Raw genomic sequence first — 21,815 nt, forward strand, 5'->3', positions numbered from 1 at the left:
AAAGGAATCGCCAAATTGCTCAGACGCCAGCGTAAGAAGTATTTAGACGGTCTGAATGGTTTTGTAAGCAAAGATTCGAAAGCGACTTTAGAAGCGCTTCTAGTGTTTTTTACACAGAACCTATTCGAGGAGGATGATTTCGAGGAAGAATTTCAGGAACTGACCGAGGGATTCTTGCAGCAGACCATTGAAGAACTGGCCGAAGTGATCATGGACTCTATAGATCCGGAAGTGCCTTTTAAAGTCTTATCCAATCGTACGATTAATTGGATTAAGGATTGGTCAAAGAAGTTGGCTGGGATCATGAAGTTAAACACTCATGAAGCTGTGGAGAACATCCTGACAGATGCCATCGAGAACGGTTCATCGATTCAGGACATTGAGTTGACCCTCAAAGACATGCCGCAATTTGATAGAGATCGGGCCCGTACCACGGCCATAACTGAAGTGCTTGCCGCTTCCTCTGCCGCCCAGCATGAATCTTATGCGCAATCGCCGGCAGTAAAGAAAAAGAAGTGGCGTCACAGCGGAGAAAAGAAGAACAACCCTCGTGAGAATCACATCGATCTTGATGGCACAGTCATTGGAGTGGATGAAGAATTTCAGATACCAGGTAGCGGAGAGACCTGTATGTTTCCGAGGGATCCTAAACTTTCAGCAGGTGAGCGGGTTCATTGCCATTGTGTTCTGTCACCTGTGGTAGATAACGAGATTTTAGGATTGTCAGCTGAGGAAAAAGAAAAGATTAGAAGAGAAGCCTTATTTTTTTTGGTATAAAGTAGTATACTAACTTTCATATAAATGAGATAAGAGGGATGAAGCGGAGTATGGATCAGTTTATATCAACTATTATATTTATTATTCCCGGACTAATTTGTTATTATTGGTTACAACTATTTGGGATAACGCCTAACCAAAAACATAATCCATTTGAAATGTTGGGTATCAGTGTTTTATTGTGGGTTCCTGTTTCAGCATTTAGTCTAGTATCTTATAATTTAATTGCACTTATCTTAAATCAAAGTCTGCAAAATCTTAATAATAAGACTCTAGGTATTGCCGAAAAATTTAAAATGACTTATATTTGGGATTTAACCTCATTAAATAACCATTTAACCAGTTTTGCTTTTATTTTTATATTCTGTATTTTTAGTTTAATTTATAGCTTTTTAGTTGCTAGGGGGTATTCGAAGCTGTATTTCAAACTTGTTCTAAATACAGCAAATAAAATTAGACGAAAAAGGAACTTAAATGATCTTTCAAAATATCAAACTGTGTGGGAAGAACTATTTGTTAGCCAAGGACAAAATGTAGTTGAGATATCAAAAATTGATGGTTCGGAAACAAAACTTATTGGAGACATAAGTAAGGTATCAAGACCCCTAGAGCCTGACCGAAATTTTGTATTACATGATATAAAGTATTTTACTAGGCTTGTTGAAAAATATAAATTAGAGGTTGAAAATGTATATATAGACTTTAAAGCAGGAATTAAGATAGGGATCTTTAAAAAATCTGATATTAGGGATAGCCAAATTATTGATAATAACTCAAATAATCCTATTGAAGATGAACTAAATAAACCTATACAAGCAAATACAAACAATACTAATGAGGATCAATCAGCTGATGAAGATAATTAATCAGCTGATCGAAAAAAACATTATCTAAATTCATTTCCCTTAGGAATTCTAGACGAAGGGCTTTCAACTGAAAACCTGTCGCGCTTTTCAGTTACTGGTTTAGGAGTGTGTGGGGGTTTTGGAATTCTAGAAGGAGTAGAATCAACCGACCCATTTTTCCTATTCAACTGATCTGGATTTTTATTTGAATTAGACATAATTTTTCCACCTCCTATAATAGATTAGAAAAATATAGTTAAATCTGTCAACTACAAAGTTAAAAATAAAGAGGGAAGAGAGAATCTTAGGATTCTCTCTTTTTTCATGAAAGGAGGTGAACCACATGCCAAGAGAATTGGTGAACGCGAAAATTACGCATGTTTCTTACGTAGACAAGGCTGCTAATCAAAAGCAGTTCTTTTTTATGAAGTCAGAAGAAAAGCCGGTATTTCAAAAGGAAGTCAAGGTCCTCGCGAAAGAAGCAGATGAGCAAAAACTTGTTTATGGAATCGTATATGAACCAGACACAGTGGACGCTCACGGAGATTTCATGACAGCGGCAGAAATAGAAAAGGCCGCACATGGATTCCTGAAAGATGCTCGTCAAATTGACAAGCAGCATGACTTTCAGGGCGGTGTTGGTGAGGTGGTAGAGTCCTATGTCGCGCCTGCAGACTTTGAAATGAATGGGGAAACCATCAAAAAAGGATCATGGGTCCTTGTGACGAAGGCTTCCGAAGAAGTATGGGAGCAAATCAAAAAAGGTGAAATTACCGGTTATTCAATGGCAGGGACTGCTGAGACAATTGAAAAACAAGAAGAAAAGCCCGTTTCTCAAGAGAAAACAGACGAGAAAGGGCTTTTTAATTTGCTTAAAAACTTTTTTATGGGTAAACAACAGCAATCTTATGAAGAGCCAGTTGAAAAGGCGGGCAGAAAGTTTTCCGCTTCAAACCTGCAAGAAATTAAGAATGCTCATGCTGCCCTTGGTAATTTACTGAGTCAGGTAGAAACAAAAGAGGAGGAAGAAGAAATGACTTCGGAGGAAGTAACGAAATCAATTCAAGAAGCATTGCAGCCGATTGAAAAGCGGCTCGCAGAATTAGAAAAAGAAGAAGATCTTAAAAAGAAAGATAGAGAAAAAACAGAAGAAGAGGTTGAAAAAGAGGCCGAGTTGAAAAAAGCAATTTCAGAAGCTATTAAACCGCTCGCTGATCGCATTGAAGCAATCGAAAAAAGTCGCGGAACATCTAAGCAAACAGAAGAATCTGGTTCTGAACAAGTTCAAAAATCAATCTGGTCAGGGTTGTTTTAATTTATAAGGAGGATACGAATGAGAAATCAAGAGGTTATTAATAAAGCAGAAATGACGCTTTCTACTTTAGAGAGCGGCGGGATTATGAATCCTACTCAAGCTTCAACTTTTATTCGAATGGTTCAAGATACGCCAACTATCTTAAGAGATGCGCGAGTTATTCAAATGGATCATGACACACAGAAAATCGAGAAGATCGGTTTTGGTCAGCGAATTTTAAGGGCAGCCCAAGAGGGAGTTGCGCTAACTAAAGATCAAAAGTCAGTTCCATCAACTAGCACAGTTAACTTAAGCACAAAAGAAGTAATTGCTGAAGTTAACATTACCTATGACACACTTGAAAACAACATCGAAAAAGATGGCCTTCAAAATACAATTATGGAAATGATAGCTGAGCGTGCTGCGGTTGATATTGAAGAGTTACTTGTAAATGGGGATACATCTTCGTCTGACTCATATCTTGCACAATTAGATGGCATCAGAAAACAAGCTACATCTCACATTGTTGATGCTGCAGGTGAGGAACTGACACGGCAAACGTTCAAGCGGGGATACAAAGCTGTACCTCCTAAATATTTGCGAATTCCACAGGAGTTCCGTTTCTATACATCGCCTGGTATTGAGGTCGAATGGAAAGATCGCGTAGCTGATCGTCAAACAAATTTAGGGGATGCAGCTGTTCAAGGTGGCCTTTCATCTGCTTTTGGTATTCGATCAAAGGTATTGCAAATTTACAACCTTATACGATTGGAGAGGGAGATACTGCAGCCGATGTTTCTGATATCATCCTTACTCATCTGAAGAATATTATTCTCGGATTCTCTCGTAACATTCGAATTGAAGTAGATAAAGACATCCGTCGCCGTATGTTTATCATTGTTTTGACAGCGAAATATTAATTTTATGTGAGGTGTCGATATGGCTGTTTTTATTGAAAAAACACTGGAAGGTTTAAAGGAATTACTTGATGAAAGAGGGCAAATGAAAATCTTAGGTAAAGAAGGGACCCTCAATGAAGTGGAATGTCAATTTTTTTCAAGAGTTACAGATCACGAAATAACGGAATTTGAAAAGAAACTAAACGTTACTCTTCCAGAAGATTATAGAGTATTTTTGAAAACACATAACGGCGCCAGAATATATGATGTAATGATTTATGGCAGTAATGTTGGTGGCGGACTTCACATTTTAAGTTTAAAAGAGATATATGAGAGTATGCAGACGATTGCTTTATTGAAGCCAACCTTTATTCCTGTCGCTCACTTATTAGATGGCTGTTATTTGTTAATCGATAAAACAAAGGCATCAACAGATCCAAACTATTTATGGTTACTTAATCAAACGGAGTATGAATTTCTGAACTTGAATTTCGAGCTCTTTGTAGACAGGTATATTGTTTCGCAAGGGGCGAATTTTTGGAAATGGAATCTGTATTCAGCTGAAAATTATTATAGAACAAATTGAAAATCTCGAAAAAAACCGTCCAGGTAAACACTAATGACCAGAACATATTGACGGCATTTATGTAAGAAGCCCTTCTCGTTATGAGAAGGGCTTTCTGCATATTTAATATTGATTATACATTGCCGGACAAAGTTATCTCTTGTATTACATAAAAAAGAACCTTTGCCTCAAACAGAAGGGGAAGTTTAGTTTAACCTTGGCTTAAATTCATTGATGTAATGAAATGTTGAGTTATTCTGATAATAAAGTCATTCTCAAAATTCTGCTGATTTATAAAGAGCCGATCTTATCTTATAAAACCTCATATTTTTAGTAAATTAAGGTTTTTTTAAGGTTTTAATACCTGTATTTATGTTATAACTATTAAGTGCTTTATGGGTATTTAGATATATAAAGGTTATGGAGGGCAGTTGTGGAAATTTAATCTCACATTAAGTTAGTTTTGTATGAATTTGGAGGATTATTATGAAAAAGTTTTTAAGCGCTATACTAATTATTTTTGTTTTTTCAATGATTAATTTACCGAACTATGTTATGCCGGAGAAAGCCTACGCTGTATCAAACGAAATTACAAAAAAAGATTTTGCTGATTTAGATACAGCTTTAAATACTCTTACGAAGCTTCAGCAAGAGTATAATAAATTAGATAAGTCTAAAAAAACAATATGGGTAGAGACTAAGAAAAAAGCAGTAAAGAAGCTAATAGACAATGAAATTATTAAGATCGAAAAATTAATAAAAACTAAGGTTATACCTGCTGTACAGAAAACAGTTAATGATATCAAAATTATTATAGACTTTTTGAAAGGTTTACGTGAACTTATCCAAGTTATGGTTGATACTTTAGACCAGTGTAATAAAGCAATGGATGAAATTAATAAAACTCTAAATGAACAAGTTAAAACGGTTGATGAAATAAATGACATCATGGTTGATATGAATAAAACATATGATGAGATGAATAAAGAAGTAGACAAAATGAATAAAGATGTATTAGAAATGCAAAGAGGCATTGATGAGGCAAATCGTGGTTTTAACCAAATGAATGGTGCACTTACCGGTTTAAATAAAGCAATGGATAAAACCAATTCTAATCTTAAAGCTGCCAATTCTAATATGAAGCAGATGACTAAATCTGTTGATAAGATTAATTCTGGAGTTACACATGTATCCAAAAGTATGAACAATGTAAATAATTCACTTGATAAGCTGGATAAAAACTTGGATACTGTTAATAAAACTAAAATAAATTATAATTATCATTATTACTCATCTGATGGATCGACAACAAAGAAGTTAAACACTCTTAATCAAAAGAGAAAGAAAGTAGAGGATTCTCAAAAAAATATAAAGAAAATAGATGTTGAGATTAATAATATTTCTCATTATGATACAGATAGCTTGAGAAAAACACAACGCTTTTTGTCATTTACTGCTGATCTAATTCCTATTTTGTCGAATTTGAAAAGTGGAAGCGAAGCTATAACAGGTAAAGATTTAATATCTCAAAAAGAACTTTCTTCATTTGACAGGACCGTAGCTGTTTTAAGTGTTGTTGGCGGCGACGCTACAAAGGTTACAGGAAAATTAGCAGGAACTGTATCAAAAACTAACAAAAGCGCAAAATATGTAGAGAGTAGCGTTAAGGCAAAGAAAGTTCTTAATAGCTTTACTGAAGTTTCCGATTTTGTGGCAAAAAATGGCCGGTTGCCGGATAATTACATAACTAAAGGAGAAGCAAGAAAATTAGGATGGGATAGCAAAAAAGGTAATTTATCAAAAGTAGCACCGGGGAAAAGTATCGGGGGAGATATATACAAAAACAGAGAAAAACTTCTTCCTGAAGCTAAAAATAGAGTGTGGCGTGAAGCTGATATAAACTATACCACAGGTTACAGAGGGAATGACAGATTACTCTATTCGAATGATGGATTAATATATAAAACAACAGATCATTATAAAACGTTTGTTAAGTTAAAATAATGGAGGACATAATTTTTAATGAAAAAAATAGTTGTAGATGGAAAAGACTTTGAAAATAAAGAAGGTTTACATAATGCACTAAAAGATAAATTAGATTTCCCAGACTACTATGGGGAAAATTTAGACGCTTTATGGGATTGTCTGACAGGGTGGATGGATTTGCCGTTAACTTTAGTCTGGAGAAATTTTGAGTTTAGTAAAAAGTTTTTAGGTTCATACGCTGATGATGTACTAGGAGTTTTACAAGAGGCTCAAGAGGAATTAGAAGATGAGTTTAAAATAATAGTAGAGTAGACTTTCTTTTTTGGTTTTGTGAATTTGAAAAGAGTACCTTAGCAGCCATAGGGGTTCAAGAATGCTGCTGAGGTATTTTATTTTCATTAATAATGTTTATTGAGACAAAAGTAGGTACCCATAATAACATTTTACGATTCAAAAACTAAAGCGAAACTTGAAGACTTATTGAAATAATAAAAGAAGCCCTTCTTAGAAAAGAGAGGGCATTGTTTTAAGGTGTTGTTTAATTTGTTCAGTAACTTGCTTAAGCCATTCCAATGGAGTTATATCATCTTCAGGGAAATATATACCATCAGCTGCTTCCTCAATAAAATCATTCTTATCTTCTTCAGAATAACCACTATTTACAAACTCAGTTAGTGCTATTAAATCTCTTTCTTTTAGTTTTTGTGAAGCTTCATTTAGATATTCATTAAGAGCATCTTCCGGAGACTCTATATCTTGGTGGAAATGTCCTCCGAGAAATTTAAAAACAGGATGGGACACTTTAATTTCAATCATTGCTTATATACTAGATAGCCTCTTTTATTTCTGTTATTACTTTTTTCAACCATTGTAAAGGAGTTAAATCGATTGCCGGAAAATAAATCTCCGTATTTGATTTTATAAAACTCTCTTTCTCTTGATCAGATATGTTTTCATTTAAAAATTCTTCACAAAATTTTATTGTGAAAACTAAGCATTCTTTGCTTGATTCAGCTATAAATTCTTCCAGAGCTTTTTCTGGTGAACCCATGTCCTGATGAAATGTTCCTTCTAAAAAATCACTTAATTCTTCCAGAGTATCATAATTCTCGTACATTGTTATTCAGAACTCCTTTTATTTTGTAGGATAGCCAGTTAAAATAAACTCCCCATTTTTACTCTTTTTCAATACTATTGTGGCGTTGGTAGCATCCTTAGCAACATTTGAACCTTGGTCTACCCTTCTGCCGAGAACCTCTCCATTACCTTTGTATCTTAAAGGAAGAGTAGGTCTACTGTTAGGATTAGAGAGCCATTTTTTTATTTTACTAATGTTTTTTGGATCACTTAGAACTAAACTGGCGACTTTTTCTGCAGTAGCTCTATCTTTAAATGAAGAAGACCCAGAGATTTTTGTATCTTTTATTAAACGTTGAAATAATTCACCATCAGTCTTCCCAACATGTCTTTCTATAAGATGCCCGCCTTTTGCCTCATGAGCAGCTAATCCTCCACCAGGTGCGAGAGGGGTACTATCACCTTGTTTGACATTACCTATACCCATGTTGTTAGAAGTCTCAGATTTTCTAAGTACACTCTCTTTTTTATCTTCAATAATACTTTTTAGTAGAGGAGTATTTTTTGCATTATACGTATTATCGATGTCTAGAGCAATCCCGACAAGTGCAAGATCATTCTTATTTCTAACAATAGAATTGATGTAAGCTTTGCCTTTGTTTATCCCTTTATTCACATGAGCAGCAGCTGTTCCACCTTCAACCACTTTACCTACTTTAGAAAGCTTGGTAGTGGTTTGCACTGCGGCACCCGCACCTTTTGGCCCAACGATATTTCCTATCGCATAACTTATATAATGCCCTTTTTCATATGCATCGCCATTTACCATTTTATCATTCCATGAGTCGACCAGGTTTGTCCAGATGATTTTTGAATAAGAGGGGACGCTTAATACTGTTGTTATTGCTTTTGTAAGTTTTAATTCGGTAGGAAGCTGTGAATATTCCCAGGCGCCCACAACCAAGTCTTTGACGCCATATAGCGTATCGTCAATCGCATCGTTAAGCCCATCATTAACTCCATCGATGAAATCAATTGCTGCCTTACCGGCATTGATCACACTTTCACCAACTTCTTCGAGCTGTTTTGCTTGTTCAAGCTGCACCACATACTGTAACTGTGCAGGCTCAAGGTTCTCATACCCGATCTTCTTGGCAATTTCTAAGTACTCATCCGGATCCGTCACTCCGTCAGCTAGCTTCTTCTTCAGCTCTTTGATTTCTCGCTCTTTAGCTTCCTCTTTCTTAATCGTCAAATAAGCCTCTGTACGCTTCTCAATATCACCTTTTTTCTTATGTATATCACTTTCACGGTACGCTTTGGCGTTGTAGTGGATGGGCGTAGCGTTTTTACCTTTGCCCGTTGCTTCTTGGAGCTTTTGGAAATCTGACTTGATGAATTGTTCATTTGGTTCTGACATAGCATATTCTGTCAGTAAATCTTCGTCAAGATCATCTAGTTTTTCAATTGTTTTTTTGCGTTTGTCATTGGCATCTGCAAGCTCATCCTTGAAGGTTTCTGTTGAAAACAGGTCGAGCGGGAGGATGTCGTCAATATCGTTTAGGATATCTTTCATGGCCTTTTTCTGTTCAGACATGATGGACTTTGATTTTTTATGGGCGTTAGCCAGTTCATGTTCTAAAAAAGACTCTTCAATATAAGCATCAGAGAGACCTTTGTCCTCTACAGCTCCGGCAATGCTATTAAAAAATGCGATTTTCATATCAATGTAGTCGATCCATTGATCAGTGACACCAACATGATCGTGATAGAATGCTTTAATGTTATTAGCACCTTTACCTGAGAATTCGCTGTCGTCCAGTTCAGCAACGCTTTGTAAAGCTTTTCTCAAGTTGACCATTTGCGTCCTTAGTTCTTTATATTCTTTGGCGCGGTCTGTAGCTTCAGACATAAGTGTTTTAGCTTCAAAGACTTTCATAATCATACCCTCTCATTTAATCATATAACAAAATATTACCATGGAAGAAAGAAGAAACGAACTTGAAATTATCTTGATTAACCATATCAAAGGTACCGAATAAAAAGTTTGCGGTTTTTTTGCGGTTCAAACACTTTTTGGAAATGTTAGAATATTACATAAAAAGACATAAAAGGAGGGGTCCTGTGAATCCGGTTTTGTCATCGTCAGAAGTTGGCGTAAAAATCAATGAATGGTATAAAATGATACGTCAATTCAGTGTTCCGGATGCAGAGATTTTAAAGGCTGAGGTGGAGCAAGAGATCAATCAGATGGAGGAAGATGAGTATTTACTTATTTACTTCTCATTAATGAAATTCCGTCATCAGCTTATGTTAGATTATTTGGAACCAGTAACAACACGCATAAGACCAACTATTGATGAGTTACTTGAAAAAATAGAAGCATCCAATAAGGGGATCACTGGCCTGCTGTCTTACTATTCTCTGTTTTTTCGTGGAATGTATGAGTTTGATAAGAGAGAATATGTCAAAGCAATAGGTTTTTATCGAGAAGCTGAAAAACACCTTACTCATGTTAATGATGATATTGAGAAGGCAGAGTTTCATTTTAAGTTGGCTGAAGCTTATTATACTATGAAGCAAAATCATATTTCGATGCACCACGTTAAACAGGCGATGGACATTTATAATCAATATGATCTTTATAAAGTGCGAAAAATCCAGTGTCATTTTGTGATATCAGGAAATTACGTTGATTTTAAACATTTCGAGAAAAGCTTGCCGCACCTTGAAAAGGCCTTAGAATTGACCAAACAATTAGAACGCAATGAAAGGCTACTTAGCTCGGCTTACTACAATCTCGGAAAGAATTACGCAGATTTAGGAATAAATGATAAAGCAGATTATTTTTTAAATGAAGCTGCCAAGATATCAGAAAGTGCTAAGTTAAGCAATTTACCACATTCCCTGTTTACATACGCTAAATTTCTTTTTAAGCAAGGGAAAACAAGTGAAGCAATAAAAATGAGTAAAAAGGGTTTATCCGCGGCTTTATATCAAGGTGATAAACTTTTTGAGTCCCTGCAAAAGTACTTGGAAGCACTTTATATTAATGCAGTAGATCAAGCGGGAATCAAAAAAACGATTGATTACTTAGAAAGAAATAAGAATTATGCGTATGTGGAAGATATCGCAATTGATACGGCTGAAGTTTTTGCAAAATCAAAGGAGTTTGAAACATCATATGTTTATCATCAAAAAATGCTTGAAACGCAAAAACAAATTCAGAGGGGAGAATGCCTGTATGAATTTTAAAAAAGGCGTAGTCATTATTCTTACTGCAGTTACTTTAAGTTTAGGTTTGGTTACTACTTTTACTGTAGAGCAGAGTGCAGCATATCATCAGCTATCTGACCGGAATCAAACTTGAAAACTGAAAAACCCTCAATTGAGGGTTTTTTATAATGATTGTATACTCTTTTAAATCCTTCATGTATAATCTCATTTTTTTTGAGGGGGGAAAAGGAATAGGGCAACGCAATTTAAATTTTCAGTGAGACCGCAATAACTTTTTGATTTCCATGGCAAATCTCTCAATGGGGAATTAAAGCAGTATTGGGAATTAAAATTTACTTTGTTGATGCAAGCAGCGCTTCTAATGGTGGTTAAATTGCAGATGGTGCATAAAGAGGAAGAGCGTCAAAACTCTTCCTCTTTTATTTGGATGGAATACCGAAATTTTCTCTTGGGAAAATTTATTTTTTAGCAAATCCCTGTTTATTTAAATATTCAAGCATGAAGGGGAGTTTGCTTCTTTCGAGATGGTCCTCAATATGATCTTTCCATCCCTTTACTTTTTTCACTGTGAAAGGAGCTTTAACAGGACGGTCTCGGTAGTACTCACGCATCTGTTGATCATAGGTTGCTAATTTTTCATCATCTAGTGATTGATACTGATTATCAAACATGACCATTGATTGAGGCAAGCGTGGTTTTAGTCCAGGTTTCTCTTCAGCAGGATGACCTATGCATAGCCCTACTAAAGGAACCACATGTTTTGGTAAATGTAATACCTCAGTTAATTCTGTAATATGAAGTCTTATTCCGCCAATATATACACCACCGAGTCCCATTGATTCGGCTGCAGTCAAAGCATTTTGAGCCATTAGCCCGGCATCAAATGTACCTATTAAAAGGTATTCAATATATTCAAGATCCACATCGGGAGCAATTTGATGATTTCGGTTAAAATCGGCACAAAAAATCCAAAATTCTGCTGCCTCTTCAATATAAGGCTGGTTCGCAGAAAGCTCCATCACTTTTTTTCGAAGATCTGGATCTGTAATTCTAATGATAGAAACGGCCTGGAGAAGGCTGAAAGATGAAGTTTGATTAGCTGCCTTAAAGATTGCTTCTCGTTGCTCCTCTGTCAGTGGTTGATTTGTAAAAGAACGTATGGATGCATGATTACTAAGTAATTCAATTGTAGTATTCATATATTGATATTCTTCCTTTCTTTCTTAAAAATTAGATTCAAGGCTAATTTGTCATACTTATTTGAAAACTAAGTATGGCTTGCATAGATTATAATAAAATCATTACTCATAATTTATGAAGAGGGCAATTTAAATGTCCGTAGTACATTTTTTTGTACTTAATAGCAAAAAACAGGTAAAAAGATGGCTAGATTTTATTAAGACGGATTTGAAAAAGAATGTAAATGGAACAAACAAAAGAGTATTAAGCCGGCTAATGTCCTAAAAAAAGGAAGCTGTTGTTGTGTTATCCTGCTTAGTTAGTAAAAAAAAGCTGCCACATTAGACAGCTTCTGATCTGTTAACTCTTGCTCCTGTTACTTTAATACATTTCTTCACAAACTCTTATTGTAAAATTAGTCTACCTGCTCCCCAAACTTCTTCCCGAACTCTTCCATCAAATCAATTATAGGAATGAATTCTTTCCCTTTTGAGGTTAGTGAATACTCTACACGTGGAGGAACCTCAGGAAACACCTCCCGCTTAATTAACCCATCTGTTTCTAGTTCTCTCAACTGCTTTGTAAGAGAACCTTGTGAAATGTCCCATAAAAAAGCTTTAATTTCGCTATAACGACGTTTTTTTGTTTTTAAAAACCAGAGAATAATATATTTCCAGCGTCCCGAAAGCATATTTTGGGCATATGCAATTCCATATACTTCTCTTTGTTCCTTTATACACTCTTTGTCAAATCCATCCTTACATATTCTAGACACCTTATCACCTGCTTTCTGCTGTTAAGTACAGAAAAATGTACTACGGCAATTTAAATTGCCTACTTTAAAAAGATGAGAAACGCTTTTATTCTAGTATATGTAAAAGAAATACTCAATACGCTTTTCTTAATATATGTTTACGATTTGGCAAACATATAATGTGTAACTTTAAGCAGAAAAATTCTTTTATATACAAATTCTTTAGGAGGAAAAATAGTGAAATTCGGAATTATAGGTGCAGGAACAATTGGGTCAATTATTTCTAAAAAATTAGTTGAGAATGGGCATGATGTCAAAATTGCAGATGCAAGGGGAATTGAATATGTAGAAGGAAAAGAGCTTGCTGGAACACCTGTGCGCGTAGAGGATGCAATTAAAAATATTGATGTTCTTATAATATCTCTTCCTACAAAAGCAATGCCAAGCATTCGGAACATCATCGATCAAGTCGGAGAGGAAGTAATCATTGTAGATACTTCAAATTATTATCCTTTTAGAGACGACAAAATTGAAGAAATCGAGAACGGGATGGTTGAAAGTGTTTGGGTTTCAAATCAATTAGGCAGACCTGTCATTAAAGCGTTCAACAACTTATTAGCCTATACTTTAGAAAATGAAGGAACATCCGCAGATTCTAGTGAACGAATCGCGATGGCAGTTTCCGGTAATGACGCATCGCAAAAACAAGTAGTTATGAACGTAGTATCCGAGTTAGGCTTCGATGCAGTAGACAGTGGTTCTTTAAGTGACTCTTGGAGACAGCAGCCAGGAACTCCTGCTTATTGCACAGAGCTAACAAAAGATGAACTCACGAAAGCGTTGAAAAAGGCGAATAAAGAAAAAGCACCATTACTACGCGACAAAGTGATGGAAATATTTGCAGAGAAAAAGGATGTTGAATTTTTACACGAGGATGTTGTGAATCTAAACAGAGAAATATACAATTCATAAAAACAAAAGGTGCACTCAGTTAGAGCACACCTTTTTTTATACCATGTATGGCGCAAATTTACATAAATATGTTTGCTTCTTTCTTTTTTCGCCAAAGGTTCTTTTTCCTGAGTATGCAGCTTTTTATTTTGCTTTTAAATTAGATTCTTCTCTGACAGACGCTTATTGTTGTTTTGGATCACCATTTTTTAGATATTTTGCAGAATTCTGAGTAATTCGAGTCACATCCGGCATGAAACATAGGGAATCAGTACCTGCAAATTGTTCTTATGCAAATGAAACTCAATTTAATATCCAAGCAGCGGAGGATTGCATGCTGTGCAGCGTATTAGAAATAGTTGCTGAGCAGATGAACTGTCTTGTGCTAATTTTTAAAGTAATTGATTAAACAAGTCGATTTAAATGAAAATCGGATTGTTTCTTTATTCGAGTTACTTTTAGTCGAATTGGCATTAGCGAAATGTGAGTGTTTTTCAGTCTTTAGAGGTTAAAATTAATTAATAGCTCAAAGAAATTAGCTTTCACACTTGACTATATACCTATAGGGGTATATTATTGCGTTATGAATAACAAGGGGTTAATAAGGTGGTGTGGTTAGTATCAATTATTTAGTTGTTGCATTTCTGCTTATTTTTGTTATTATCCATGCAACGTATAGACGTTATTATCCTATAACCGGAATCTCTTGTACCCATAAAGATAAATTAGAGACCATGGACATAACAATATTAGATATTTGCCATTATAACGATGTACCCAATTTTTCGGATGGTATTATTTTAAACATCCCAAATGCGTATCTAAAACGTTTTTTATTTAGAGATTCCACGTGATAAAATACACATAATAGCTCATGATAGGGTGGAATTAAATTTAGGAGTGCGTTTTCTGAAGAGCAAAGGTATCCATGTAAATAGTTATGAATTGGCAATATGTAAATGTAAAAATAAATTATAGAAAGGATTTCATCGATATATGGAGTATGATCAAAAGATTAAAAACCGCTTACGCCGAATAGAAGGACAAATTAAAGGTGTATTGACTATGATGGAACAAGGAAAAGATTGTAGAGAGGTTGTGACCCAACTAGCAGCTTCACGTAATGCTATCGATCGAGCAATGGGTTTAATTGTGAGCACAAACCTTGAACATTGTGTTCGTGAAAGTTTAGAAAAGGGCGAAGACACACAAAACTTAGTAAAAGAAGCAGTCGATTTATTGGTAAAGAGTCGATAAAAAATTCATCAACCTATATTTAAGGTTGACGAATTTTTATATGTGTTATATTATACCCCTGCCGGTATTTAATGAGTTGAATAATAGCAGATCTTTCGAAAAAATTTTTTGATCTCAATATACCCCCACGGGTAATTGGTTAGGAGAATAAACATGACAGAACAAACAAAACGCACAACAATTGTTTTATTTAGCGGGGATTATGATAAAGCAATGGCAGCCTATATTATTGCAAATGGTGCTGCTGCCTACGATCATGAAGTGACGATTTTCCACACTTTTTGGGGATTAAACGCTTTGCGTAAAGAAGAACTTGTGCCAGTGAAAAAAGGGTTTCTTGAAAAAATGTTTGGAAAAATGATGCCTCGCGGTGCTGATAAGATGGGTTTATCTAAAATGAACTTTGCAGGTATGGGTCCTAAAATGATTAAAAATGTGATGAAAAAGCATAATACACTGACATTGCCTCAGTTAATTGAGACGGCTCAAGAACAGGATGTAAAGCTTGTAGCTTGTACGATGACAATGGATCTTCTTGGTTTACAGGAAAAAGAACTATTAGATGATATCGACTATGCTGGAGTAGCAGCTTATTTGGCAGATGCTGAAGAAGGCAGTGTCAACTTATTTATCTAACGTTACCCATTGCAAATTGAATAAATGAAGGGGGGGGACACTATGGACAGTGGAGTCCTTATCAATACCTTACTTATTTTATTTTTACTTTGGATTGTATTTCGACGTTTTTTACCAGTGCAAGGTGTTAAACAAATAACAACTGCTGATTTAAAGTCAGAGCTTAAAAATAAAGGCAAACAGTTTATCGATGTACGAACACCTCATGAATTTCGTACAAGACATATTCAAGGGTTTAAAAACATTCCCTTGTCAAATCTGCTTCGTCAAACCAATCAACTTTCGAAAGATAAAGAAGTTTTTATTATTTGTCAAAGTGGAATGAGAAGTCTAAAGGCGAGCAAGGTATTGAAAAAACAAGGATTTAAAAATATCACAAATATTAAAGGTGGTATGAATACATGGTCATAAAACCTTAGATAGTATTTTTTTTGTATATTTATATACCCCCACCCCTATTTAAAAAGGAGGAAAAAAATGGTGAAGGCAAATATTGTGTTAGACGCTAAAGGTTTGACGTGTCCAATGCCCATTGTAAAAACGAAGAAGAAAATGAAGGATTTAAAAGCTGGTGAGATACTAGAAATTGAAGCAACAGATAAAGGCTCTACGGCAGATTTGCAAGCATGGGCAAATAGCACAGGTCATGAATATCTAGGTACTGAAACAGAGGGAGAAATACTTCATCATTTTCTTCGTAAAGGAGGAGAACATTCATCAGAAAGCACACCTTCTATTCCTGAGGTTTCACTAGAAGCTTTCAAACAAAAAGTTGAAAGTGAGGAGTCTCTTAACATTTTAGATGTCCGGGAGCTAGATGAGTATGAAGAAGCTCATATCCCGGGAGTTGTGCATATCCCTCTTGGGGAAGTGGAAAAGCGCTCTAACGAGTTAAACAAAGATGATGAAATTTATATCATTTGCCATTCTGGAAGAAGAAGTGAAATGGCAGCCCAAACGATGAAAAAACAAGGTTTTAAAAAGGTTATTAATGTTGTCCCTGGTATGCGTGATTGGACAGGTAAAACAGAATAAATAAGAAAAGGATGATAACAAATGAGTACAAGAGTAGCAATTATTGCGGCAAATGGTGGTCTATTTGATGCCTATAAAGTTTTTAATATTGCGACTGCCGCAGCAGCAAGTGATCAAGAAGTATCTATCTTCTTTACATTCGAGGGATTAAATCTGATTCATAAGCAAGCACATCAAGAATTAGAAATGCCGAAAGGAAAAGAACACTTTGCGGAAGGATTTAAGAAAGCAAGCGTGCCGTCTATTCCTGAACTGATTGAAATGGCACAAGAAATGGGAGTTACATTTATTGGTTGTCAAATGACGATGGACGTTATGGGTTTAACAAAAGATGATTTTGTAGAAGGAATTGAAGTAGGCGGGGCTGTTACCTTTTTAGATTTTGCTAAAGATGCTGATGTATCCTTAACATTTTAGTCCCGTTAAAAATAGATTCGATATAGGAGGTATTTAAACATGACCGTAAAGGCACTGACCCCAAAAGAAGTGACAAAAAAAATCTTTAACAAAGAACCTTTATTTATTTTGGATGTGCGTAATGAAAATGATTTTAGTGATTGGAAGATTGAAGGGCATGACTTTGACCATTTGAATGTTCCTTATTTCGATCTTTTAGATGGAGCAGAAGATATATTGGAGAAAATTCCTTCTGATAAAGAAGTGCTAGTCGTTTGCGCAAAAGAAGGTTCATCCGTAATGGTATCCGAGATGCTTTCAGAAGCAGGTCTTTCTGTATCCTATCTTAAAGGCGGAATGAAAGCATGGAGTGAACATTTAGAGCCGGTAAAAGTCGGGGATTTAAAAGATGGTGGTGAAATTTATCAGTTTGTTCGAATTGGGAAAGGTTGCCTATCATACATGATATTCTCCAATGGAGAAGCAGCCATAGTAGACGCTACGCGTATGGCAGAAGTGTTTATAGATTTTGCAAAGGAGAAAGGTGTAACGATTACTCACGTATTTGATACACATCTTCACGCAGACCATATTTCAGGTGGGAGAGTAATTGCCGAAAAAACAAAAGCAACCTACTGGTTACCGCCTAAAGATGCTGAAGAAGTGGTATTCTATTATCAGCCGTTGGAAGAAGGAAATGATATTATCATTGGAAATATAAAGATTAGAATTCAACCGATTTATTCTCCTGGGCATACCATTGGCTCCACTTCTTTCATTGTCGATGATCAGTATCTTCTTTCAGGTGATATCTTATTTATCGATTCAATCGGCAGACCGGATTTAGCCGGTATGGCAGGAGATTGGGTAGGAGATTTAAGAAAAACTCTTTATAGCCGTTACAACGCGTTACCAAAGGATTTAATTGTATTACCGGCACACTTTATGATCATTGATGAGCTAAATGATGATGGAAGTGTTGGTAAAAAACTAAGTACATTATTTGCCGAGAACCATGGTTTGAACATTGCTGATGAAGCAGAATTTAGGCACTTAGTGACAGGTAATTTACCTCCACAACCCAATGCATATCAAGAGATTCGCGAAACAAATATGGGGAAAATCAACCCAGATGAAGAAAAACAGCGTGAAATGGAGATTGGGCCAAATCGTTGTGCAATTCGATAAAAGATGATTATTACCAAACAGAGGAGAGATGAACATGAAATCAGATAAAGTATTAGATGCTAAAGGGCTGGCATGTCCAATGCCAATCGTCAAAACAAAGAAAGCTATGAATGAAATAGAATCAGGTCAAATATTAGAAGTACATGCAACCGATAAAGGATTCAAAAGTGACCTAGCTGCTTGGTCTAAATCAGGTGGGCATGACATCTTAGAGCAAGCTCAAGAAGGAGATGTACTGAAATTCTGGATTAAAAAAGGCTAATGAATGTGAAAGGGTATCGAATAAAAAGATACCCTTTTCCTTTGAAAAGGAGGAAACCAAATTGGATATTGCCTTTATCACAACTCTTTTCATTATAGGGTTTATTGGTGCCTTTCTTTCCGGATTGATTGGTATTGGCGGTTCAGTAATTAATTATCCAATGTTATTGTACATTCCTTCTTTAGTAGGGGTGATGTCATTAACTGCCCATGAAGTTTCAGGGATAGGGGCTATTCAAGTTTTCTTTGCGACACTTGGCGGTGTTTGGGCTTATCGTAAGAGTGGTCTTTTAAATAAAGCATTAATTATTTACATGGGAAGCAGCATCCTTTTAGGGAGTGTATTGGGGAGTTATTTTTCTCATCACTTATCTGAAAAAGGAATTAACTTTATATACGGAATTCTGGCTATTATAGCTGTTATTCTAATGTTTATACCTAAAAAAGGACAAGCACATAGAGACGGCAAAGAAGTGATATTTAATAAATGGTTGGCTTCGTCCCTAGCGTTTATCATTGGTGGCGTATCTGGTATTTTAGGAGCTGGCGGCGCCTTTATCCTAGTCCCCATTATGTTATCGATTTTAAATATTCCTGTTAGAATCACCGTCGCTTCATCTCTTGCGATTACACTTCTTTCATCTATTGGAGCAACAGTTGGAAAGGTGATTACAGGTCAGGTACTTTTTTTACCTTCTTTGATTCTTATTATCTCAAGTTTAATCGCTTCGCCTCTAGGAGCAAAACTGGGACAAAAAGTAAATGAAAAAATCCTGCGGTGGATCTTAGCTTTACTGATTTTGGTGACGGCTGTTAAAATTTGGTTGGATATTCTGTAACAGATCACTTTCTTACGTATGATTAAAAGAAAGACCAACAGAGTGTTTCAAATGTTGGCCTTTCTTTTTATGTTAAGACATTTACATAACGTTCAATAAATGTTTGTACAGGATGAAATTCTTTTTGATAATGGATGACTCGTACCAATCTATATGATAGCCCATATAAAGTATTTGAATTAGTATTGTCTACTGTCGATTAGCATTTTTATACACGGATAGTGAAGAATTTGAGTATTTTAAAAGAAGGATAAAGCTACGAGGAATACGAACTCACATAACTCGACTTCTAAAGTTGCTCCATTCTTTATTCAAACAACTCATCCACAACATGTTTTAAAATCTCGTAAGACTGAATTTCCTTGCTCAATTCGTAAATATTAGATAATACAATTAATTCATCTACTTGATACATTTGTTGGAATTCAATTAGTTCGCGACGAATTGTTTCTGAATCACCCATGATTGTATACCCCAGTCGACTATGGAGAATTTCTAATTCAAACTGTGATAACGATTCTAGGAAGTTTTCAGTGGGTGGAATAAGCTTACTTAAATTATTTGTGTAAATATCAATATACACCTGCAAATGACTTGCAGAAATAAAAGATGCCTCTTCCATAGATTCTGCTGCAATCACATTAATACAAGCAATCACATAAGGCTCTTGTAAATAAGAAGACGGTTGGAAATTTTCTCGATAAATAGCGAGCGCTTCTTCCATCGCATGAGGTGAAAATTGAGCGCCAAATGCATAGGGTAAACCAAGCTTTGCAGCAATTTTCGCTGAATCCGTTGAGGATCCTAACACAAATACAGGCACATGCGTTCCAATACCTGGATAAGCGCGAACCTCTCCCTGCACACTCTTATCCCCAACAAAACGCAAAATATCATTTACTTCTCTTTCAAAGAAAAACACTCCATTATGGTTGGAACGACGAATCACATCGGCCGTTTTTTGATCCGTTCCCGGTGCGCGTCCTAATGCCAAATCTACACGATTTGGATATAATGTTTCAAGTGTTCCAAATTGCTCCGCTACGACTAATGGGGAATGATTTGGCAACATAATACCCCCTGAACCTACGCGAATGTCCTTTGTATTTGCTAATATATGTTGTACAATTGATACGGTTGCTGCACTTGCATAAGCGTCGTGATTATGATGCTCTGCAAACCAAATCCGTTTATAGCCCATATTATCTACAGCTTTAGCTAATGAAACTGCAGAATCAATCCCTTGTTTCATTGTTTCTCCTTGTCTTAATGGAGCAACTGATAAAACAGATATATCAAATTTTTTCATAATTTCACCTCTAAAATAATGAACTTATACAAAATCAATGGAAAAAACATTTTAAAAAATTGTCTCATATTAAATGGTGTACATTCCTCTTTGATTTGTATGCAAATAAATATATACTTTCTCAATCGATCAATACATAGGGAAAATAAAGTTATTTCACAATTTCACTTTATTTTTAAAGTTTTAAGCATACATAAAAAATTGCACAGCGAACAGACTATGTAAAATACATCTTATTTTTTCAGAAAGGATACAAGAAAATGATTGATGAAATAGATAAAAAAATACTTGATGAGCTGTCTAAAAATAGTCGCCTTACAATGAAAAAATTAGGGGAAAAAGTACATCTCACTGCACCAGCAACCGCATCAAGAGTAGTAAAGTTATTAGACAATGGCATAATAAAAGGATGTAGTATTGAAGTGAATCAAGTGAAATTAGGCTTCTCTATACATGCTTTTCTTAATATTTATATCGAAAAAATCCATCATCAACCCTATTTAGCTTTTATAGAAACACAAGGTAACTATGTAATAAACAATTATAAAGTTAGTGGAGACGGTTGTTATTTGCTTGAATGTAAATTTCCTTCAAACGAGGTATTAGATCAATTTTTAAATGACTTAAACAAACATGCAAACTATAAAGTGTCGATTGTTATTGGTAAATAGTTAACTTTATAAAACGGAGATGTGTGGTCATATAACATGATATATATCTGCTCTAAAAAAGCCCTAGTTTGGATATGAAATTTACCAAGCTAGAGCTTTTTTTATACATGATTTAACACTTATACATTATGATAACAAGCACATTATTCATCAGACATTAATGACGTATTATAATGATTTTTTACTTCCTTAATAGACAAATAAAGCTGATAGTTTCCATATTTCAATAAATCATTCAAAAGGTGATTTAAAACTTCTTGTGAATGAACCTTTACCTTCAGAAGATAACATGCGTCTCCTGAAATACGATGTGCTTCGCTAATTTCATTACGAGTAGCAATAAATTTCAATAAATCATTATGCTTATATGCATTCATGAAAAAAATGACAAAGGCTGTAAAAGAAAGCCCCACCCTCAATTCATCAATCACAATCGAATATGCCTTAATGATACCGTTATCCTCCATTTTTTTGATGCGATTGCCTACCGCTTGTCCTGTCATATGAATTTTTTCACCGATTTCTTTCCATTGTATCCGAGCATTTTTATTTAATAATTGGAGAATTTGAAAATCAATTGAATCAATTTGCATAGTAACTACTTTCACAGTGAAAAAGTTTTACATAATAGTATTTCATGAGACCATCGAAAATTCAAT

The 21,815-nt window shown here is 35.3% G+C and carries 24 protein-coding genes and 3 pseudogenes; 20 read left to right on the top strand and 7 right to left on the bottom strand.

The window, feature by feature from the left end; translation table 11 throughout:
- The 7 genes and pseudogenes from LWH95_RS20325 to LWH95_RS20355 form a co-directional block, all read left to right on the top strand.
- Positions 1-777: phage head morphogenesis protein (locus LWH95_RS20325; RefSeq protein ID WP_232920250.1), on the top strand; the 777-nt coding region annotated here is incomplete at its 5' end.
- A 50-nt stretch (positions 778-827) separates the two neighbouring features.
- A complete protein-coding gene (locus LWH95_RS20330; protein WP_232920251.1) occupies positions 828-1,643 on the top strand; it encodes a hypothetical protein in 816 nt (271 codons plus the stop codon).
- 322 nt (positions 1,644-1,965) lie between these two features.
- On the top strand, positions 1,966-2,937 hold the full coding sequence (locus tag LWH95_RS20335; protein WP_232920252.1) for an XkdF-like putative serine protease domain-containing protein: 972 nt from the start codon (positions 1,966-1,968) through the stop codon (positions 2,935-2,937).
- A gap of 18 nt (positions 2,938-2,955) precedes the next feature.
- A pseudogene (locus LWH95_RS20340) lies at positions 2,956-3,836 on the top strand (phage major capsid protein).
- 19 nt (positions 3,837-3,855) lie between these two features.
- Positions 3,856-4,401, top strand: coding sequence for an SMI1/KNR4 family protein (locus LWH95_RS20345; protein ID WP_232920253.1), 546 nt, complete (start codon positions 3,856-3,858; stop codon positions 4,399-4,401).
- 465 nt (positions 4,402-4,866) lie between these two features.
- On the top strand, positions 4,867-6,384 hold the full coding sequence (locus LWH95_RS20350) for a ribonuclease domain-containing protein (RefSeq protein ID WP_232920254.1): 1,518 nt from the start codon (positions 4,867-4,869) through the stop codon (positions 6,382-6,384).
- Positions 6,385-6,402: 18 nt separating this feature from the next.
- Positions 6,403-6,678, top strand: coding sequence for a barstar family protein (locus LWH95_RS20355; protein WP_232920255.1), 276 nt, complete (start codon positions 6,403-6,405; stop codon positions 6,676-6,678).
- A 192-nt stretch (positions 6,679-6,870) separates the two neighbouring features.
- Here the strand turns inward: LWH95_RS20355 and LWH95_RS20360 are convergent, their stop codons facing one another.
- From LWH95_RS20360 to LWH95_RS20370, 3 genes are read right to left on the bottom strand one after another with little or no spacing between them, the layout of a single operon-like run.
- Positions 6,871-7,182, bottom strand: coding sequence for a contact-dependent growth inhibition system immunity protein (locus LWH95_RS20360; RefSeq protein WP_232920256.1), 312 nt, complete (start codon positions 7,180-7,182; stop codon positions 6,871-6,873).
- Between the two features lie 10 nt (positions 7,183-7,192).
- Positions 7,193-7,483, bottom strand: a complete 291-nt coding sequence (locus LWH95_RS20365; RefSeq protein ID WP_232920257.1) for a contact-dependent growth inhibition system immunity protein — start codon at positions 7,481-7,483, stop codon at positions 7,193-7,195.
- Positions 7,484-7,501: 18 nt separating this feature from the next.
- A complete protein-coding gene (locus tag LWH95_RS20370) occupies positions 7,502-9,382 on the bottom strand; it encodes a ribonuclease YeeF family protein (protein ID WP_232920258.1) in 1,881 nt (626 codons plus the stop codon).
- A 185-nt stretch (positions 9,383-9,567) separates the two neighbouring features.
- On the opposite strand from LWH95_RS20370, the gene LWH95_RS20375 reads away from it, so the two are divergent.
- Together LWH95_RS20375 and LWH95_RS21675 are read left to right on the top strand one after the other, a co-directional pair.
- A complete protein-coding gene (locus tag LWH95_RS20375; RefSeq protein WP_133487312.1) occupies positions 9,568-10,698 on the top strand; it encodes a response regulator aspartate phosphatase in 1,131 nt (376 codons plus the stop codon).
- Positions 10,688-10,813: a hypothetical protein gene (locus LWH95_RS21675; protein WP_269802408.1), complete on the top strand. Its 126-nt coding sequence runs from the start codon at positions 10,688-10,690 to the stop codon at positions 10,811-10,813. Before LWH95_RS20375 ends, LWH95_RS21675 begins: the two co-directional genes overlap by 11 nt.
- Positions 10,814-11,138: 325 nt before the next feature.
- Here LWH95_RS21675 and nfsA read toward each other — a convergent pair whose 3' ends face one another.
- Positions 11,139-11,879: an oxygen-insensitive NADPH nitroreductase gene (nfsA, locus tag LWH95_RS20380; protein ID WP_232920259.1), complete on the bottom strand. Its 741-nt coding sequence runs from the start codon at positions 11,877-11,879 to the stop codon at positions 11,139-11,141.
- Between the two features lie 395 nt (positions 11,880-12,274).
- Entirely contained in the window at positions 12,275-12,634 is a 360-nt protein-coding gene (locus tag LWH95_RS20385) for a winged helix-turn-helix transcriptional regulator (protein ID WP_232920260.1), read from the bottom strand.
- A 216-nt stretch (positions 12,635-12,850) separates the two neighbouring features.
- On the opposite strand from LWH95_RS20385, the gene LWH95_RS20390 reads away from it, so the two are divergent.
- The 10 genes and pseudogenes from LWH95_RS20390 to LWH95_RS20435 all read left to right on the top strand — a co-directional run bounded on the left by LWH95_RS20390 (position 12,851) and on the right by LWH95_RS20435 (position 19,176).
- The gene (locus LWH95_RS20390) at positions 12,851-13,585 is read left to right on the top strand and encodes an NADPH-dependent F420 reductase (RefSeq protein WP_225514157.1); all 735 of its coding nucleotides are present in this window, start codon (positions 12,851-12,853) and stop codon (positions 13,583-13,585) included.
- Between the two features lie 590 nt (positions 13,586-14,175).
- Positions 14,176-14,542 (top strand): annotated as a pseudogene (locus tag LWH95_RS20395) (sulfurtransferase).
- Positions 14,543-14,560: 18 nt separating this feature from the next.
- On the top strand, positions 14,561-14,821 hold the full coding sequence (locus LWH95_RS20400; RefSeq protein WP_003237170.1) for a metal-sensitive transcriptional regulator: 261 nt from the start codon (positions 14,561-14,563) through the stop codon (positions 14,819-14,821).
- A 153-nt stretch (positions 14,822-14,974) separates the two neighbouring features.
- A complete protein-coding gene (locus tag LWH95_RS20405; RefSeq protein ID WP_148982018.1) occupies positions 14,975-15,457 on the top strand; it encodes a DsrE/DsrF/DrsH-like family protein in 483 nt (160 codons plus the stop codon).
- Positions 15,458-15,499: 42 nt separating this feature from the next.
- The gene (locus tag LWH95_RS20410; RefSeq protein WP_003237168.1) at positions 15,500-15,868 is read left to right on the top strand and encodes a rhodanese-like domain-containing protein; all 369 of its coding nucleotides are present in this window, start codon (positions 15,500-15,502) and stop codon (positions 15,866-15,868) included.
- 66 nt (positions 15,869-15,934) lie between these two features.
- Positions 15,935-16,492 carry a sulfurtransferase TusA family protein gene (locus LWH95_RS20415; protein WP_232920261.1) on the top strand — a complete coding sequence of 186 codons (558 nt, stop codon included), beginning with the start codon at positions 15,935-15,937 and terminating at the stop codon, positions 16,490-16,492.
- Positions 16,493-16,513: 21 nt separating this feature from the next.
- Entirely contained in the window at positions 16,514-16,909 is a 396-nt protein-coding gene (locus tag LWH95_RS20420) for a DsrE/DsrF/DrsH-like family protein (protein WP_060399074.1), read from the top strand.
- A 35-nt stretch (positions 16,910-16,944) separates the two neighbouring features.
- Positions 16,945-18,076, top strand: a pseudogene (locus LWH95_RS20425) (MBL fold metallo-hydrolase); the annotation flags it as partial.
- Between the two features lie 34 nt (positions 18,077-18,110).
- Positions 18,111-18,338, top strand: a complete 228-nt coding sequence (locus tag LWH95_RS20430) for a sulfurtransferase TusA family protein (RefSeq protein WP_019258960.1) — start codon at positions 18,111-18,113, stop codon at positions 18,336-18,338.
- A 61-nt stretch (positions 18,339-18,399) separates the two neighbouring features.
- A complete protein-coding gene (locus tag LWH95_RS20435; RefSeq protein ID WP_003237156.1) occupies positions 18,400-19,176 on the top strand; it encodes a sulfite exporter TauE/SafE family protein in 777 nt (258 codons plus the stop codon).
- A 307-nt stretch (positions 19,177-19,483) separates the two neighbouring features.
- Here the strand turns inward: LWH95_RS20435 and LWH95_RS20440 are convergent, their stop codons facing one another.
- The gene (locus LWH95_RS20440; protein WP_133486854.1) at positions 19,484-20,485 is read right to left on the bottom strand and encodes an LLM class flavin-dependent oxidoreductase; all 1,002 of its coding nucleotides are present in this window, start codon (positions 20,483-20,485) and stop codon (positions 19,484-19,486) included.
- A 260-nt stretch (positions 20,486-20,745) separates the two neighbouring features.
- Between LWH95_RS20440 and lrpA the strand changes: the two genes are divergently transcribed.
- The gene (gene lrpA / locus LWH95_RS20445) at positions 20,746-21,156 is read left to right on the top strand and encodes a transcriptional regulator LrpA (protein ID WP_003237151.1); all 411 of its coding nucleotides are present in this window, start codon (positions 20,746-20,748) and stop codon (positions 21,154-21,156) included.
- Positions 21,157-21,299: 143 nt separating this feature from the next.
- Here the strand turns inward: lrpA and LWH95_RS20450 are convergent, their stop codons facing one another.
- A complete protein-coding gene (locus tag LWH95_RS20450; RefSeq protein WP_133487316.1) occupies positions 21,300-21,749 on the bottom strand; it encodes an Lrp/AsnC family transcriptional regulator in 450 nt (149 codons plus the stop codon).
- Between the last annotated feature and the right edge of the window lie 66 nt (positions 21,750-21,815).

This window comes from Bacillus sp. G16, assembly GCF_021282335.1.
Taxonomy (GTDB): domain Bacteria; phylum Bacillota; class Bacilli; order Bacillales; family Bacillaceae; genus Bacillus; species Bacillus inaquosorum.

What these genes read in the sequence shown, in the direction of transcription:
- LWH95_RS20330 (WP_232920251.1), top strand. Translation starts at nt 828, where the DNA reads ATGGATCAGTTTATATCAACTATTATATTTATTATTCCCGGACTAATT.
- LWH95_RS20335 (WP_232920252.1), top strand. Translation starts at nt 1,966, where the DNA reads ATGCCAAGAGAATTGGTGAACGCGAAAATTACGCATGTTTCTTACGTA.
- LWH95_RS20345 (WP_232920253.1), top strand. Translation starts at nt 3,856, where the DNA reads ATGGCTGTTTTTATTGAAAAAACACTGGAAGGTTTAAAGGAATTACTT.
- LWH95_RS20350 (WP_232920254.1), top strand. Translation starts at nt 4,867, where the DNA reads ATGAAAAAGTTTTTAAGCGCTATACTAATTATTTTTGTTTTTTCAATG.
- LWH95_RS20355 (WP_232920255.1), top strand. Translation starts at nt 6,403, where the DNA reads ATGAAAAAAATAGTTGTAGATGGAAAAGACTTTGAAAATAAAGAAGGT.
- LWH95_RS20360 (WP_232920256.1), bottom strand. Translation starts at nt 7,182, where the DNA reads ATGATTGAAATTAAAGTGTCCCATCCTGTTTTTAAATTTCTCGGAGGA.
- LWH95_RS20365 (WP_232920257.1), bottom strand. Translation starts at nt 7,483, where the DNA reads ATGTACGAGAATTATGATACTCTGGAAGAATTAAGTGATTTTTTAGAA.
- LWH95_RS20370 (WP_232920258.1), bottom strand. Translation starts at nt 9,382, where the DNA reads ATGAAAGTCTTTGAAGCTAAAACACTTATGTCTGAAGCTACAGACCGC.
- LWH95_RS21675 (WP_269802408.1), top strand. Translation starts at nt 10,688, where the DNA reads ATGAATTTTAAAAAAGGCGTAGTCATTATTCTTACTGCAGTTACTTTA.
- nfsA (WP_232920259.1), bottom strand. Translation starts at nt 11,879, where the DNA reads ATGAATACTACAATTGAATTACTTAGTAATCATGCATCCATACGTTCT.
- LWH95_RS20400 (WP_003237170.1), top strand. Translation starts at nt 14,561, where the DNA reads ATGGAGTATGATCAAAAGATTAAAAACCGCTTACGCCGAATAGAAGGA.
- LWH95_RS20405 (WP_148982018.1), top strand. Translation starts at nt 14,975, where the DNA reads ATGACAGAACAAACAAAACGCACAACAATTGTTTTATTTAGCGGGGAT.
- LWH95_RS20410 (WP_003237168.1), top strand. Translation starts at nt 15,500, where the DNA reads ATGGACAGTGGAGTCCTTATCAATACCTTACTTATTTTATTTTTACTT.
- LWH95_RS20415 (WP_232920261.1), top strand. Translation starts at nt 15,935, where the DNA reads ATGGTGAAGGCAAATATTGTGTTAGACGCTAAAGGTTTGACGTGTCCA.
- LWH95_RS20420 (WP_060399074.1), top strand. Translation starts at nt 16,514, where the DNA reads ATGAGTACAAGAGTAGCAATTATTGCGGCAAATGGTGGTCTATTTGAT.
- LWH95_RS20430 (WP_019258960.1), top strand. Translation starts at nt 18,111, where the DNA reads ATGAAATCAGATAAAGTATTAGATGCTAAAGGGCTGGCATGTCCAATG.
- LWH95_RS20440 (WP_133486854.1), bottom strand. Translation starts at nt 20,485, where the DNA reads ATGAAAAAATTTGATATATCTGTTTTATCAGTTGCTCCATTAAGACAA.
- lrpA (WP_003237151.1), top strand. Translation starts at nt 20,746, where the DNA reads ATGATTGATGAAATAGATAAAAAAATACTTGATGAGCTGTCTAAAAAT.
- LWH95_RS20450 (WP_133487316.1), bottom strand. Translation starts at nt 21,749, where the DNA reads ATGCAAATTGATTCAATTGATTTTCAAATTCTCCAATTATTAAATAAA.